This window comes from Moorella sp. E306M, assembly GCF_006538385.1.
Taxonomy (GTDB): domain Bacteria; phylum Bacillota; class DSM-521; order Neomoorellales; family Neomoorellaceae; genus Neomoorella.
In genome coordinates, this window is record NZ_BJKO01000001.1 from 739,275 (window position 1) to 754,477 (window position 15,203).

General features: G+C 51.1%; 15 protein-coding genes, 1 pseudogene and 2 riboswitches. Of the genes and pseudogenes, 3 read left to right on the top strand and 13 right to left on the bottom strand.

What is annotated here, in order from left to right; all coding sequences use genetic code 11:
- Positions 1–27 precede the first annotated feature (27 nt).
- Positions 28–777 (bottom strand): ABC transporter ATP-binding protein, encoded by a 750-nt coding sequence (locus tag FLZ89_RS03855; protein WP_141263976.1) that lies wholly within the window; start codon positions 775–777, stop codon positions 28–30.
- Between the two features lie 14 nt (positions 778–791).
- On the bottom strand, positions 792–2,510 hold the full coding sequence (locus tag FLZ89_RS03860) for an ABC transporter permease (RefSeq protein ID WP_141263975.1): 1,719 nt from the start codon (positions 2,508–2,510) through the stop codon (positions 792–794).
- Between the two features lie 68 nt (positions 2,511–2,578).
- A riboswitch (M-box (ykoK) riboswitch) is annotated at positions 2,579–2,744 on the bottom strand.
- A gap of 138 nt (positions 2,745–2,882) precedes the next feature.
- Here FLZ89_RS03860 and FLZ89_RS03865 point away from each other — a divergent pair.
- The 3 genes from FLZ89_RS03865 to paaI are packed head-to-tail and all read left to right on the top strand — an operon-like array spanning position 2,883 to position 4,752.
- Complete coding sequence (locus FLZ89_RS03865; protein WP_141263974.1) at positions 2,883–4,025, top strand: glycerate kinase; 1,143 nt, start codon at positions 2,883–2,885, stop codon at positions 4,023–4,025.
- A 60-nt stretch (positions 4,026–4,085) separates the two neighbouring features.
- Positions 4,086–4,328: a hypothetical protein gene (locus tag FLZ89_RS03870; protein WP_141304435.1), complete on the top strand. Its 243-nt coding sequence runs from the start codon at positions 4,086–4,088 to the stop codon at positions 4,326–4,328.
- A 13-nt stretch (positions 4,329–4,341) separates the two neighbouring features.
- Positions 4,342–4,752, top strand: coding sequence for a hydroxyphenylacetyl-CoA thioesterase PaaI (gene paaI, locus FLZ89_RS03875; RefSeq protein WP_141263972.1), 411 nt, complete (start codon positions 4,342–4,344; stop codon positions 4,750–4,752).
- Between the two features lie 38 nt (positions 4,753–4,790).
- On the opposite strand, the gene FLZ89_RS03880 is transcribed toward paaI, so the two are convergent.
- From FLZ89_RS03880 to FLZ89_RS03915, 11 genes and pseudogenes are all read right to left on the bottom strand, one after another.
- Entirely contained in the window at positions 4,791–5,228 is a 438-nt protein-coding gene (locus FLZ89_RS03880; protein ID WP_141263971.1) for a GatB/YqeY domain-containing protein, read from the bottom strand.
- 115 nt (positions 5,229–5,343) lie between these two features.
- Positions 5,344–5,496, bottom strand: a complete 153-nt coding sequence (locus tag FLZ89_RS15565) for a hypothetical protein (RefSeq protein WP_172613434.1) — start codon at positions 5,494–5,496, stop codon at positions 5,344–5,346.
- Between the two features lie 13 nt (positions 5,497–5,509).
- The gene (locus FLZ89_RS03885) at positions 5,510–6,397 is read right to left on the bottom strand and encodes an Hpt domain-containing protein (RefSeq protein ID WP_141263970.1); all 888 of its coding nucleotides are present in this window, start codon (positions 6,395–6,397) and stop codon (positions 5,510–5,512) included.
- A gap of 6 nt (positions 6,398–6,403) precedes the next feature.
- On the bottom strand, positions 6,404–7,837 hold the full coding sequence (locus tag FLZ89_RS03890) for a chemotaxis protein CheA (RefSeq protein WP_141304437.1): 1,434 nt from the start codon (positions 7,835–7,837) through the stop codon (positions 6,404–6,406).
- Between the two features lie 42 nt (positions 7,838–7,879).
- On the bottom strand, positions 7,880–8,683 hold the full coding sequence (locus FLZ89_RS03895; protein WP_141263967.1) for a CheR family methyltransferase: 804 nt from the start codon (positions 8,681–8,683) through the stop codon (positions 7,880–7,882).
- A 160-nt stretch (positions 8,684–8,843) separates the two neighbouring features.
- Entirely contained in the window at positions 8,844–9,896 is a 1,053-nt protein-coding gene (locus FLZ89_RS03900; protein WP_141263966.1) for a protein-glutamate methylesterase/protein-glutamine glutaminase, read from the bottom strand.
- Positions 9,893–11,401, bottom strand: coding sequence for a chemotaxis protein CheW (locus tag FLZ89_RS03905; RefSeq protein WP_141304438.1), 1,509 nt, complete (start codon positions 11,399–11,401; stop codon positions 9,893–9,895). Before FLZ89_RS03905 ends, FLZ89_RS03900 begins: the two co-directional genes overlap by 4 nt.
- A gap of 30 nt (positions 11,402–11,431) precedes the next feature.
- Positions 11,432–12,223 (bottom strand): methyl-accepting chemotaxis protein, encoded by a 792-nt coding sequence (locus FLZ89_RS16520; protein WP_373995614.1) that lies wholly within the window; start codon positions 12,221–12,223, stop codon positions 11,432–11,434.
- Positions 12,224–12,511: 288 nt separating this feature from the next.
- Positions 12,512–12,844: pseudogene (locus tag FLZ89_RS16525) on the bottom strand (methyl-accepting chemotaxis protein); the annotation flags it as partial.
- 877 nt (positions 12,845–13,721) lie between these two features.
- A riboswitch (cyclic di-GMP riboswitch) is annotated at positions 13,722–13,808 on the bottom strand.
- 61 nt (positions 13,809–13,869) lie between these two features.
- Positions 13,870–14,031, bottom strand: coding sequence for a hypothetical protein (locus FLZ89_RS15570; protein WP_172613435.1), 162 nt, complete (start codon positions 14,029–14,031; stop codon positions 13,870–13,872).
- Positions 14,032–14,230: 199 nt separating this feature from the next.
- On the bottom strand, positions 14,231–14,470 hold the full coding sequence (locus FLZ89_RS03915) for a helix-turn-helix transcriptional regulator (protein WP_141263963.1): 240 nt from the start codon (positions 14,468–14,470) through the stop codon (positions 14,231–14,233).
- Positions 14,471–15,203 lie beyond the last annotated feature (733 nt).

The window sequence follows — 15,203 nt, forward strand, 5'->3', positions numbered from 1 at the left end:
GGCGGTTACCCGTCCCCTTGTTTCTTCTTAGAACAAAAGCGAGTATATTTTATCCGTAACCCGGGCGAAGGCTTCATCCTTCATGTTACGCGGGCGAGGCAGGTCTATACGGACATCGGCCAGTATCCGGGCCGGCCTTTTGGACAGCACAATCACCCGGTCGGCCATGAAGACAGCTTCCTCAATGCCATGGGTCACCATGAGGACCGACTTTACGGGAAGCGTTACATCCAGCCACAGGTCTAAAAGCTCCTCCCGCAGGTTCTGGGCCGTAAAGGCATCCAGGGCGGAAAAGGGTTCATCCATGCAGAGGAGTTCCGGTTCCATGGTCAGGGCCCGGGCAATACCCACCCTCTGTTTCATGCCCCGGGAAAGTTCCCGCGGGTAAGCATCCTCAAATCCGTCCAGCCCTACTTTTTGAATATATTTATTGGCTATTCTCTCCCTTTCAGCCCGCGGGATATTTTTAGCCTCCAAACCCAGGGCCACATTCTCCATCACTGTTAACCATGGCAGCAGGGCAAAGGACTGAAAAACAATAGCCATCTTATCCATAACACCGCTTACCTGTTTTCCCCGGTAAAATATTTGTCCCCGAGATGGACGGTCCAGACCAACAACCATCCTCAGCAGAGTACTCTTGCCGGAACCGGACGGGCCTACCAGACAGACAAATTCACCCTTAGCGACGTTAAGAGAGATATCATTAAGAACTGTGAGGGACCGGTTGGCGTCAGTATAGGTTTTATAAACATGGTTTACTTCGAGTAAAGCCAACCATACCACCCCCGTTAATCTCCTATAGTAAACCTGGCAACAGCTATTTCGTACAGGCGCCGCCAGAAAAAGCGGTTGAGAAAGACGATAGTTGCTACCATGGCTATGAGACTGGACCAGATTATTTGGAAGCTGCCGCTCCCATAAATGGCAGTATCCAACAAGGATCCAATACCAAAAGCAGTGTAAATCTGACCGGCATAAACAACATATTCAGCAACTATCAGGGCATTCCAGCCGCCCCCCCATGATGTGATACTGCCTGTTATGAGGGAGGGTACCAAAGCTGGTAAAACTACCCGGCGTAGATACCTGGTTCCCTGGAGACCAAAAGCGGCTGCTGCCTCTTTTAAATCCTTGGGAATGCTTTTTACCCCGGCAATAAGGTTAAAAAGGAGGTACCATTGCATACCTGTCAATACGAGGATAATAGCTGCCAAGTTCATACCTCCTGTGATCCCTACCAGGATAAAAACAATAATAGGAAATAACGCCGTTGCCGGTACTGAAGCTAGAACTTCAAAAACAGGCGTCATGATTTCATAAACCCGCTCATTATGGCCAATCCAGATGGCCGCCGGGACTGTCCAAGCAAGGGAGAGAATGTATGCTGCCAGTAAACGTAAAAAAGAAAAGAAAATGGCCTTGGGGATGCTGAAGACCTCAGGCTGCCAGGGCATCATGAACAGGGTACCCAGGGCCACCAGACCGCGGAATAGGGCCACGCCCAGCAGTAAAATCATTAACCAAGTAATAAAGTGCCAAATCAAGGTGAGATAACGCTGATAATTAAGCCCCTTACCATTCCAGGTATAAATCTTTTGGTACATATTTTCTATTATAATACTTAAGCCTGCTCCCAATGATATAAGCGCACGCCTGAATTCCCGGAAAAAGGGGGCTTCGTGCCAGAGGCGGTAACCCCATCCCCTGGTTAATCTTGCGCCGCCACTGTCAAATTCATACTTAAAATTTTCGGCCCAGATGGAGAGGGGACGCCAGATAAAAATATTCATCAGAGTTATTAAAGTTATCAGGGTTAAAAGTCCTGCTATCGTCAACCCCAAATCCCCCTCTTCCGTAGTCCGGATGAGGTAACTACCCAGACCCGGTAGAGAGTACCTAGCGGGACCAATAGCAATAATTTCAGCGGCAATAAGAAAATACCAGCCCCCGCTCCAGGATAGAATGCTATTATAGACCAGTTTAGGAATACCGGCGGGAAAGTATAGTTTCTGGAAACGGCGCCAACCCGTCAACCGGTAGGCATCAGCGGCCTCTTTAAGATCCCGGGGAATTGTCGTCAATGATTCATAAAAACCGAAGGTCATGTTCCAGGCCTGGCTGGTAAAAATAAGAAAGATGGAAGCCAGCTCCACCCCCAGGAGGCTTCCCTGGAAAAGGGAGACAAAAAAATAAACAGCGGCAGGGAAGAACCCCAGGATGGGCACTGACTGGAGGATATCCAGGATGGGAATGAGCCAGCGCTCGGCTCGTGGGTCTGTCCCGGCTTTGTAGCCATAAGTAAGAGTAAAGATAAAAGAAAGGATATATGCGCCCAGCATCCTTAAAAAGGAACGGAAGGCGTAATAAGGCAGGATGCCTATGCTGGTAACAACTGTTGTCCCTCCTGCCAGGGCAACAGCTTGGTGGCCCTGGTAGGCAAAGTAGGCAAAGGCGATTAAAAGGGCTGCCATAATCATAGTTAAAGCCAGGTTCGTTGCCCGCGCCACGGGGTTCACCTCCCAACCAATAAAATAGTCTTCCCAAGTGGGAAGACATAGAGTTCATCAATAGCCCTATTAACCCCCACTCGTTGAGCTTTGGCACGTGCATAGCTAGAGAAAACTCTCAGCCACATTAGGTAAAACCTTAAGCCGGTAATACCTGTTGACCCATTGGCGTCTTTCGACGTTTCCGGGCAGTGGCGTCTGTCTATGCAGAAGCCTCACCTAACGAAGGATTGTGAAATAACAAATTTTCGCCGTTACATTCATTATAAATATGCTTTTTTTAAGTGTCAAGGCTGGGGATGGGAGGTATTTTTACATTCCCGGCGAATATTTAAAGAAGGTTTTTAAGGTTTTTGGAACTGGAGGTAAAAAATGAAGCGTATTGTCATTGCTCCGGATTCCTTTAAAGAAAGCCTGGACGCGCCCGCAGTTGCGGCGGCTATAGCTGAAGGTATCAAACGGGTTTTCCCGGAGGCAGAAACCGTCACCGTGCCCATGGCCGACGGCGGTGAAGGTTTAACAACTACCCTGGTAGCCGCAACCGGCGGCCGGATAATCACCACCACCGTCACCGGTCCCCTGGGGGAACCGGTTCGGGCCGCCTGGGGTATCCTGGGGGATGGTACCACCGCCGTGGTGGAAATGGCCCAGGCGTCGGGCCTGCCCCTGGTACCCCGGGAAAAGCGTAACCCCCTGTTTACCACCACTTACGGTACCGGTGAGCTCATCCGCCAGGCCCTGGACGCCGGCTGCCGGCGGTTAATTGTGGGCATCGGCGGCAGTGCCACCAATGACGGCGGCGCCGGTATGGCCCAGGCCCTGGGGGTGAAACTTCTCGATGCCAGGGGACAGGATATCGGGCCGGGCGCTGCCGGGCTGGAGGAACTGGAACGCATTGAAATCCAGGGTCTGGACCCGCGGGTAAAGGAAGCGGAAATCCTGGTAGCCTGCGACGTGGACAACCCCTTATGCGGCCCCCGGGGAGCATCGGCGGTCTACGGTCCCCAGAAGGGCGCCACGCCGGAAATGGTCCCCCGCCTGGATGCCGCCCTGGCCAGGCTGGCGGACACAATTGAGCGAGACCTGGGGAAAGACGTCCGGGAACTGCCCGGAGCCGGTGCCGCCGGCGGCCTGGGAGCCGGCCTGGTAGCCTTCCTGGGCGCCGGCTTGCGGCGTGGTATTGAACTGGTTATAGAAACCGTAGATCTCGACGGCATCCTGGCCAGGGGCGCCGACCTGGTCATCACCGGCGAAGGAGAAATCAACCACCAGACGGCCTTTGGTAAAGTTCCCGCCGGCGTTGCCCGGGTGGCCGGGAAATACGGCATCCCGGTGGTCGCCCTAGTAGGTTCTATCGGCGAAGGTGCCGGCACCGTCTATGACCACGGCATTAAGGGCTTTATGAGCATCGTCCCCCGGCCGGTACCTTTAGCATACTGCCTGGAAAACGCCGCCACCCTCCTGGCCGATGCTGCCGAACGGCTGGTGCGGCTGCTTACAGTGATGAATAAATAAAGGCATTAAAAGGCCTCTTCCCCGGCAAAACTAAAGAAAAAGTCAGGGAGGAGGCCCCTTATGCCTGATATTTCTTTAAGGATGGGTACCGCCATTACCAGCAGCGATCTAGCCCGGCTGCGGGACGTCCTGCCGGAACTTAACCCGGGAGACCACCTTACTATTACCATGGAGGCCGCCGATGCCCATCAGGCGGACCTGTTAATAAAGCTTTTAGAGGATTACGGCCTCGACTATCAGGGCCGCGGCGACAGCGACGGCAGGACATACCATGTCATAGCCCGCCGCCGGGAAGCCACTTGAGAGGGGTAAATCGATGGATTTCTTGCAGGCAGTAAAAGAAAGGTATACCTCCGATACCTTTCCCCGTTCCCTAGGAATTGAGCTCCTGGAACTGGCCCCCGGCTATGCCCGGGTGGCCATGACCATCACGGAAAACATGCTCAATTTTCATGGCATCGGTCACGGAGGCGCCATTTTTACCCTGGCCGATACGGCCTTAGGATTAGCCAGCAACTCCCACGGCAACCCGGCCGTAGCTATTTCGGTAACTATTAATTACCTGGCACCAGCCCGGGCAGGAACACGGCTTGTAGCTGAAGCCCGGGAAGAGCACCTCACCAGGCGGACGGGCGTTTACCGGATTACTGTAAACAGCAGCCAGGGCGAAGCCATCGCCGTGGTACATGGTACCGTTTACCGGAAGGATAAAAACCGGGGTCCTTAAAGCTAGGAATCCTGTAGCTCCTAACAAGCAGGTACCTCTTAAGCCAGTAATTGCCTTACCATTTCGTTGGCTTTCTTGCCGTCGGCCCGGCCGCGGATTTTAGGCATCAAGGCGGCCATTACTTTCCCTATTTCCTTGCTCGACTGCGCCCCTACTTCGCTGATAGTCTGCTGGATGATGGCTTTTAGTTCGCTGTCGCTCAGCTGCTCGGGCAGGTAGTCTTCCAGGACTTTGATCTCCGCTTCAGCCTGCCGGACCAGGTCTTCCCTTCTCCCACGGGCAAACTGTTCTAAAGCTTCCTTTCTCATTTTTATTTCCCGCTGGATAACGGCAGCCATCTCTTCGTCCGAAAGGGGATGCATTTTTTCGATCTCGGCGTTTTTGATACTGGCCAATACCATGCGGATAGTCTGCAACCGGATTTTATCATGGTTTTTCAAGGCTTCTTTCATGTCCTGCTGAAGTTTTTCCTTCACTCCCTGATTGGCCTCCCTTAAATTCAGGTAGCTATTGACAATATGGTAAACTATATTTTTACCGGAGTCAATTTCTGCGGTGTTGTCCGAGAATTAACAGAGGCCGCTCAGGTTGTTACTTACTCTTCCTAATTTCCACTTTGCCCTGTCCTTTAACCTCAATTTTAAAGCAATCTTCTTCTTTCCATTTAAGCTCATCCAAAACCCTTCGCGGCAATTGAACCTTTCCGTTGTGCCCTATGTAGGTCAAGTATATTATTCTACCCACGAAAAAAGCCTCCTCAACCCACTTGCTTTAACGTTATCCGACTTAGCACTCTATAAGTAAGGTCGTCGTTTGAATGCAGGAGCCACCCGCGTCGCAAGGCTTCGCTAAGAAACCTCAAAGCACCGCCATCAAGCTTCAGGGTACCGGGTACGAAGTCGAGGACTATACGTTTCCCCTTTGATTCCAGTACACTTACATATTCCTTATATCTCATCCAATCGGTTTCCCGTACTTCCACCATGTACCTAACATCGACGTCTGTTACGTCCGGATATCCAGCTATACACTCATAGAGATCTTGATCCTCCATATCGCCCTCTACAACTACTAGTATGGCATCGGGAACTACCTGCCCGCTGAGCAATTCGTTCTCCGAAGGCCGCGAAAACTTCAATCTGCCCATGTCTTCCAGCCGTTTCAGTATCACAAACCCTCTGGCGGCACGCATTTCTGAAGACCGGTCAAGCCCAACCCGCACGAGCAATTTTTCACAGGTATTGTCATTCTCCCGCGCAGAAATGAAACTTCTGGCAAAGGCGCGCTCAAGCTCGTTCACGATCGTACTGTATTCCGGAGGAACATAATTCTCCAGCCCTTCCTCAACACCATGTATCAGCGCCCTTAAGACATCTCCGGATTGAAGCAAAAGGTTGCAGACACTTTCGCTTATCACCACTTCACCTTTCCGAATACTGTCAAGTAAAGTTTCCATCTTATGGGCGAACTCTGCTACATCTTTAAGTCCTGCACAAGCGGCTGAGCCTTTGAGGGTATGGGCAATCCTGAAAATCGCATCAATGGTCCTATTATCGCTTTCCTCTAACTTTAAAAACAGCTGCTCTAACATGTCCAATTGCTCGTGAGCTTCGTTTAAAAACTCACGCAGCAAGTCAATCTCCACAGGAGTTTACACCATCCTTCCGACGACACTAGTATCTAAAATCAGAGCAATGTCCCCGTTCCCTAGTATTGCCGCACCAGTAAACAACTTCAAATGGTAAAGCTGGGACGGTAGGTTCTTTAACACTACATCTTGTTCGCCTAAAACTTTGGGCGCGGCTATTGCAACACCTGCCAGCAGGACTATTAGTGTAAGTTCATCGCTTTCTACCTCCTCTACCTTAGTGTCAAGTACACGAGAAAGCCGGACCACGGGGTATATGGTTTCCCTCAAGACAACTACTTCACTCTTTTTTAAAGAGTGAAGCCTGGAGGCTTCTACCTTTACGATCTCTTTTACCTCCCCTACCGGGATTCCGTACAGACCGCCGCAATCCAAGAGTACAACCTTTGTTATGCTCAGCGAGATAGGCAGTTCCAGGGCTACCTCTGTGCCACCCCCCACCTCGCTGCGCACCTTTACCTTCCCACCTAACCGTTCTACCGTTTCCCGGACTACGTCCATGCCTACACCCCGTCCGGAAACCGCACCGGCCTCGTCCTTTGTACTAAAACCAGGTGCAAATATGAGTTCCAAAGCCTCGTTAAAGCCCATCATCTCTGCCTGTTCTTCAGTTATTAATCCACGGCTCACCGCCTTACGCTTGACCACCTCAGCGTCAATCCCCGTACCGTCGTCTTTCACCGTAATAACCACGTGCTCCCCCTTGCGTTCCGCTCTCAAAAGCAGTTCTCCTTCCGGGGGCTTCCCTGACCGAATTCTGTCTTCGGGCCCTTCTAAACCGTGATCAATAGCGTTACGGACTAGATGGAGAAGAGGCTCGTATATAGTAGCGGCAACGTTGCGGTCTATGGTAACTTCATCGCCGAGAACTTTAAACTGTACCTTTTTCCCCAGTTCCTGCCCCAGTTCTCGTACTACCCGGCGGAACCGCTCAAACACAAAACCCACTGGCATAAGCCGCATATCCATAATTACATCTTGAATCCCCCAGCTTGTTCGACTAAGCGCCGACTGGTATTCTTTGAACTCCCTTACCATTTCAACCGGCAAACCCAGCTCTTCGAGACGTTTTATTAAGTGAGCGAGCACGTTGGTGCTAACTATAAGCTCGCCCGCCAGAGCTAAAAGCTTGTCTATTTTACCCTGTTCTACCCTGACCGTCTTGGTTTCTACCATCTCCCGGCCCACATCACGCGCTATACGGGTAGTATCGGTCACGACCGTTTTGCCCTCTAAGTAGTCCCTTATTAGCCGCTCGGATGGTTCTATGTTTTGTTCGGACCTGACTACAATTTCCAGGCTGTATTCTTCGCCGTAATCCAAGAGATTTATCTGTTCAAGCCACCCTTTTTCCTCCATCTCCCGCAGCAAAGGCCACACATCGCGGCTCCCAAGCTCGTGAGCCGTAATCCTTAAAGTTTTGGACCCCTTCTCCATATTACGCTCCCTCGCCAAATGCCGGCTTAACCTTCCAGGTTGCTACTTCTGGTATATAATAGCATTTTTAAACCGCACCGGCTTAAAAACAGTTGTTATCCGGCTCATAGACTCTGAATGTCCTAAGAACACATATCCTCCGGGCTCCAGGGCCTGATAAAAGTGCAAGACCACCCGCCGCTGGGAAAGGTCGTCAAAATATATCAGGACATTGCGACAGAATATAGCGTGAAAGCCCTTCATCTTGCGCATTCCAGCATCGTCTACAAGATTTAAGTGGGAAAACTTCACCTTTCGCTTCAACAAGGAAGATATAGTGTATTTATCACCCAAAGGGCTAAAGTATCGCTTAAGATAGACTTCAGGCACCTGGCGGACAGCATAGTGATTATAAATGCCTTTTTCGGCTTTATTTAATACCTCCGTATCTATATCGGTAGCGTATATCTCCCAGTGTATGTCGGGCGCCATCTCCTGCATTACGATAGCCAGGGTATAAGCTTCTTCACCGGAGGCACATCCCGCACACCATATCTTGACGCCGCTGCGTCCTACACCGTTCCGGCACCAGAGAGGTACGATTTCTTCCGCCAAGCACTTCAACTGTTCATACTCGCGGAAAAAGTAAGTTTCGTTAACGGTAATACTGTTCAGCAGTTCCTGCCGCATCTTGCCCGTACTGTCAAACCTCAGGGCTCCCAGGTAAGCTGTAAAATCCTTGAACCCGTACTTCTCCACCTGCTGCCTGGCGCGTTTCTCTACATAGTAGACTTTGCTGTCCTCAAAGTAAATACCTGATTCTTGATATATGTACTCCCGCAGGCGTTCAAACTCTGCCTTAGTCATCGCCCTTCTCCTTTGATACTCCTAGCAGGCAATTTTACGCCCGTCATAAGCTCCCAGGACACCTGCTTCGGCCTAAAGCATGAACCGTTATTACCCTCCATCGCGGCCAGTATCCCGAAGGAGGGCCGCAAAAATACCTAAAGCCTTCTCCCATCAACACCTACCTGTTTCCGACTTTCCGCCGTATAATGTCCGCTATCTCATAACTGGGGGCTACTACGTCCGCGCCCCCACGTTCTATCGCGGCACGGGGCATACCCCACACTACCGCCGTCTCCTCGCTCTCGGCTACAGTCCAGCCGCCGCGCTTTCTTAATTCTACCATCGCATCCGCACCGTCGTCTCCCATTCCTGTAAGGAGGACCCCAATGATACGCTTGGGGTCGAACGCCTCCATCAAAGCGCGCAAGGTTACATCTACTGAAGGCCGAAATTCGTCGTCCTCCGGCCTGAGAGATAAATAGCAGGTAACAGCCCCACCCTGCCGCCTGAACATAAGATGGTAGCCCCCAGGAGCAATTACCGCCAAGCCGTTGCTCAATCTCATTCCCTCCTGGGCTTCACGCACATGCAAGTTGCTACAATGATCGAGGCGTTGCGCAAAGCTGGCAGTAAAGCGCGGCGGCATGTGCTGTACTACTACCACTCCGGCAGGCAGGTCCCCGGGCAGGTACGGCAGTATATCCTCCAGAGTCCTGGGCCCTCCCGTGGATACGCCTATCATTACTACCCAGTCCAGGTCCGTGACAGTAGTTACCGGGACTCGTTTTTCCACACGGGGAACCCTTCTACCAGGCGTTCTCGTACGCACCCGCGCTTTAGCCGCCGCCCGCACCTTACCTATAATCTCATCCGCAAGCCGGCTTATACCCAGCGATATGGTGCCGTCCGGTTTCGTTATAAAATCCACCGCCCCCAGCTCGAGGGCCTCTAGCGTTATAAGCGCGTCCTTCCTGGTTAACGAAGATATCATGACTACTTTGGCCTTTGTCTTCGCGGTTATATGCTGCAGGGCGGTAAGGCCGTCCATCCCCGGCATATTGATATCCATGGTAACCACGTCGGGCTGGAGGGTAATGGCCTTCTTCGTACCCTCCAGCCCATCCCGTGCCACGTCCACTACTTCGATATCGGGTGCTCCCTCTAATATTTGCCTTATAACTCTTCGCATGAAAGCCGAATCGTCTACTACGAGTACCCGTATAGGCTTCATCTGCCGCTATCCGTCTCCTCCACCGCTTCTATAAGTTTGTCGCGCTCTTCCCAGGACAGTACACGCGCCGGGTCTAAAAGTATTACGTTACGCTCGCCGCCAAACTTGGCTATCCCTGCAACGAAAGACTGGATACTGTCCTTCACTAAAACTTGAGGCGTGGCTTCAATGCTGCTCATACTAATTTTGGCTACTTCCTTTACGCCGTCGACCATCAGGCCCATCACTGATGTATTCCCTTCGCAGATTAAAATTCGTACCTGTTCATCTATTTCTCTCTCGGGATAGCCGAATTTGCACCGCAAGTCGATAATGGGCACTATACTCCCTCGAAGATTCAATATCCCCTTCACAAAGTCCGGCATCCTGGGTACGACGGTTATACGGCCTGCGCGAATTATCTCACGGACGCTGTCTATGGGCAGAGCAAACTCTTCCTCATCCAGGAAAAAAGTCACAAGCTGCCGCTCCTCTTCCAACACCCTCCGGCTAGAAGCACCTGCTTCCTCTGTTCCTCCCTGTTCCCATTCCGTAAGAAACGCAACATCTCGTAACAGTCTGGAGGCGTCAAGTACAAATAACATGCGCTCGTCTGCCAGCCGGCATATGGCAGCAAATTCATCCCCGGCACAACGCACCACGGAAGGCACCGGTTCCAATATCCGCTCTGCCACTCTCAAAACTTCAGCTATGCTGTCCACTACTAGACCAACGGCTACTCTCTTGCCTTCCCCTACGTACGCTACTACTATTCTGCCACCAGGAACATCACCCTCCGGAAGGCCGAAAAGCTTCCTCATACTGATGAGGGGTAAAACCCTGTCCCGCAGCGACACCAGTCCCAGGACATAGGGAGGAACATCAGGTACTACATTCCAGTTTTCCGGCAAATGCACTATCTCTTGAACGTCAGCGATGTCCAAAGCGTACTCTTCTTTTCCTACCTGAAAGGTCAAAAGCTGTTGCTCGTTTTCCTCGGCACTGCTTTCTTCTTCTTTAGCACCAGGGTTCTCGTAATCTTTATTGCCTTTGATAGAAGTTATCCTGCTGTCGTTTAAACCTATATCTTTAAGCATATTGTCCATATCTATAAGAAGGGCAAGCTTGCCCTCGCCCACACGGGCTGCCCTGGTTACGTAACCTCCAGTATCACCTTTTTCCCGGAATTCCTCTACGGCCTCCCTGGGAATATCTATAACGCCTTCTACCCGGTCCACTACATAGCCCGCCTGCTTCCCTCCAGCATTAACAACTATCACCCGGTTGCTCTCGTCATCATCCGTAGCGTTTATACCTAACCGCAGGCGGGTGTCATAAATCGGGAGAATGTTGCCCCTCAGGTTGGCGAGCCCCCGCATGTACGGGGGCGTTAGGGGCACCTTCACCACGTACGGAACGCGAATGATCTCCTGGAGGTACTCTATTGCTATGCCGTAGCTTTCCTCGCCCAAGCGAAACACCACGTATTGGTCAGAGCTTGCAACCGACCCACCGGCTACTGCCATATACTTTCCTCCTCGTTTACCCCTATTCCTTTAGCCCTGCTGGAGCTCGTCCGCCATGGCTGCAATCTCCTCGATAGCCTGGGCAAGCTCCTTCATGCCTTCCGCTTGCTGGCGGCTGGCGACGGCTGCTTCTTGTGCCGCCTTACTGGCTTCCTGGGCAGACGTGGCTATCTGTTCTACTCCTTTGGCTGCTTCTTCCACCCTCAGGAGGCTTTCATCAGCCTGCTTTTTAACCGTTTCCACACCATCAACTACCACCCGCATATCGGCTTCGATAAGGTCAAGGTCGGACGTTGTCTTTTGAGCTTTTTCCGCTTCCTTTTGAACTACATCTCCAATAGTAGTAATGTCCCGGAGTACGTTCATTACTTGCTCTTGAATACCCTTTACCATTTCCTTAATCTGTTCAGCATTGCGGGCACTCTCCTGGGCAAGGTTCCGGATGTCTGAAGCTACTACCGCGAACCCCTTGCCGTATTCACCCGCCCGGGCTGACTCAATAGCGCCGCTTACTGCCAGCATGTTGGTCTGGATGCTTACGCTCGCAATGGTGTCTACTATCTTGTCGATCATGCGGGCGTTCCGCTCCAGCTGGTTAACTTTCTGTACGTTCTCAAGGTTGGTTGCTGCTGCCTGCCTGATGCCTTTAATCAGCTCATTTACCCTGACTTTATTTGCAGCCAGCAAGTCGCTGAGCTCCTTTGCTGCCGCTCTGGAATCATCGGCCTCCTTCGCAATTACTCCCATCGATTTTTCGATCTGCTTGATGGCGACGGAGGCTTCCTCGGACGCTGAAGCCTGCTGCTCTGCCGATTTCGCCATCTGATTTAGGGCCGCATTAATCTCTTCTGCCGAACGGCTGGCCTCCTCAATGGCCGAGGAGAGTTCTTCTGCCGCCGCCGCCAGGCCCTCTGCTGACTTGACCACATCGGTCGAATGCTTGAGTTCATCAGCTAAATCTGCTAAATTATTGCTATTATTGCTTATTTCGTTTAGTGCCTGGACCTGTTGTTGAACCCCCTGCAAGGCCTGCTCGGCGGCGCTGGCCTGCTCCTCAGCATTAGCAGCTATCTGTTCACTACCTTTCTCGAACTCGGCTACCGCTTTTTCTACTTCCGTGACCAGCTGCTCGATTCTGGTAGCTCCTTCCACTACATTGGCTACAGAAGCGGCTATCTTCTTAAGCTCTTCCGTGATGGCCTTGCCTTTTTCCGTCTCACCCCTGGCTACCTCAGCCGCCTTGTTGATGGCTTCAGCCACCGTTCGCACGTCTTCCTGCACGCTACCGACTATCTTCCGAATGTCGCTGGCCGCTTTCTCGGAAGTCTCTGCCAAGGTTCTTACCTCGTCCGCCACTACAGCAAACCCGCGGCCGTGCTCCCCAGCCCGCGCCGCCTCAATCGCAGCGTTCAGGGCTAGAAGGTTGGTCTGGTCAGCTATCCTTACCACGGTGCGGACAATCTCGCCAATCTTGGACGCTTCTTCTTCCAGCTTTGCTACCAGCATAGCCGACTCCTCGCTCCTGGCGGCGCTGGCGTCTACCCCTTGTATCAGGACCTCAATATCCTCACTCGTGCGGCTCACCAGGTTTCTAATGGCTTCACAACGAGTGAGAGATTCCCGGGTCTGCTTTACCGACACCTTGGCAGCTTCGCCAATAACCTGAATAGCGGACAGGGACTGCTGGGTAGCACCGCTGGCCTCTTGTGCTCCGCTGGCTATCTGCTCCATGGCAGTGCGCAATTCTTCTACTGCATTGGAAGCCTCTTCTACGCCAGAAGAAAGTTGTTCCGTCGCGCTGGCTATCCGCTCGGCAATCTGTTGTTGCTTCGCAAAAGTACGTGCCTGCCTCCTCCGTAACTCCATTTCCTTTTTGTCACTTTCTTTGACTGCTCCACTCTTACTGGTATCGCTGTATATCCCTCGACTAGCAGAAGGTAATGGCTCTAGTGTTTTGGTGGCATCAATAGCCATGGTTATCAGTCCTCCTGAATTTAACATTTTAAGTGTTATTAAATAAATTTAAATGCTATTTTCAACTATTTATCCGTTTATTTCCATTTTTCATGTAGCCATCCCTCCTTGCCCATTTCTCCAAAAACAATACCTCGGGCAAACTGTCCCGTTAAAAAACTTATGAGCGTTTCTAACCCTAAGTACCGATACTTGTCTGGTTCGCAAGGTATCCCTTCGATATAAACTTTGTTTGGGTAGGATACTGAGTAAAGGAAAATAATTTCCGTCTAACAAAAAAATAAGGGGACAGGTTACCTGTTCCCTCTAAGAGCCAACATAATTCCCTTCGTCTCTAAGAAGGTCCACCGGCAACCTGACAGCCATAGCTTATACAAGCCTTAGGCCCACGGCTTTGCGCCCCAGTCTTTCGACTGGTTTGCCCTTAACGGTGTCTGATAACAACCTTTTTAACTTTTGGTATTACCTGGCTTACTCACAAAAATGTACACCCTTTATTCCCAGGAATAATTCTTATTATTCTTATTTACCGTTTCTTCCTGTATAGACAGATCCGTGAGCGGTAGAACTTTGCCCTCTCTAATCCGGCTTGTTAGTTCTTCATACGCAGCTAACAGCTCGTTAATTTCTTCTTCAGTTAATGGGCCATCAACCATATTTCGCTCCCCCTTAAGATGTCCAACGACTTCTAGCAGTCGACGTTGCCCAGTCTGTTACCCTATTTAAAAAGCTCAGGACTTTATTTTAAGGGTGAGGATGCCGAAGTCCAGCCCATGGTTCGGCTCCAAGGTGTTGCTCCAGACCGCGGCCAGATGCATAATCAGCGGCAGCAATGGCAATATTTACTCCCGACGATCAACCGCCCATCGCCCTTCTCCCGCTCCGAGCACCATGGAAGGCATAGAGCTCGTCGGCAAAGAGCTCCTCAACCGGTCGGTTAAGGGCCCGGGCGATGCGGAGAGCGGTACTCACGGAAGGGTTTTTGTGCCCCTTCTCAATATTGGTGTAGGAAGCACGTCTCAACCCCACCTGGTGGGCCAGTTCTGATTGTGTCAGGCCGGCCTTGAGCCGCGCCTTGCGCAGGGCAGTGCGCATCGGCTGCCTCCTTTTCAGGCGTATCACTCGCCTTTTTGTGCCTTTAGGAAACATTATATGTGCTCTTTTGGGAACTTGTCAATAGAAGATGGCTATCCACATAAAAATCTTGTCGAACGATGAAGGCTCATGAATTCTAGTGGCAGGTGTTCGGCAACCGGCCTCGTATCCTTATTAGCAATGGCACCACTACTGCGGCCAGCTGTGATTTAAAAGGGTTTCTCACAACACTTCTAAAAGGTTATAATTGGATAAGTATATTTATGTTGCAGCTCCGGGACGGTTTTTCATCCTAATCATAATGCTAAACTGTCCCTTTATTAATATTCCGCTGTGAGCGAGCGTTCTCCATAGGTTATATTTTAAGTAAGGGCGGGATTCTATGCATATAATGTTTCCATTGGAAACCTAGGCTCGCAGTAAAATATCAAGACCCTGAATTGGAAATGTTATTGTCTCAAAGTGTAAAAAGGCAGTAGGTAGTGCAGGAGGTGATGAAACTGCCCCGCTATCGGTTCTACCGTGATTGTCCCAAAGGTACCGCAAGGATCAAACACTTTTTACAAAAACATAAATGAGCAGCTGGAAATTTAACCATTGGTCATATCATACAAGCCACGGGTAAAACTCACATAGGCCTTCGTTTTGCGATGCCGCATTATCACAATAACTAGGCTTCATCTGCCCTCTTGGACCTCATCATAAAAAATGAAAATCTAAGAGAGCAGAAGAT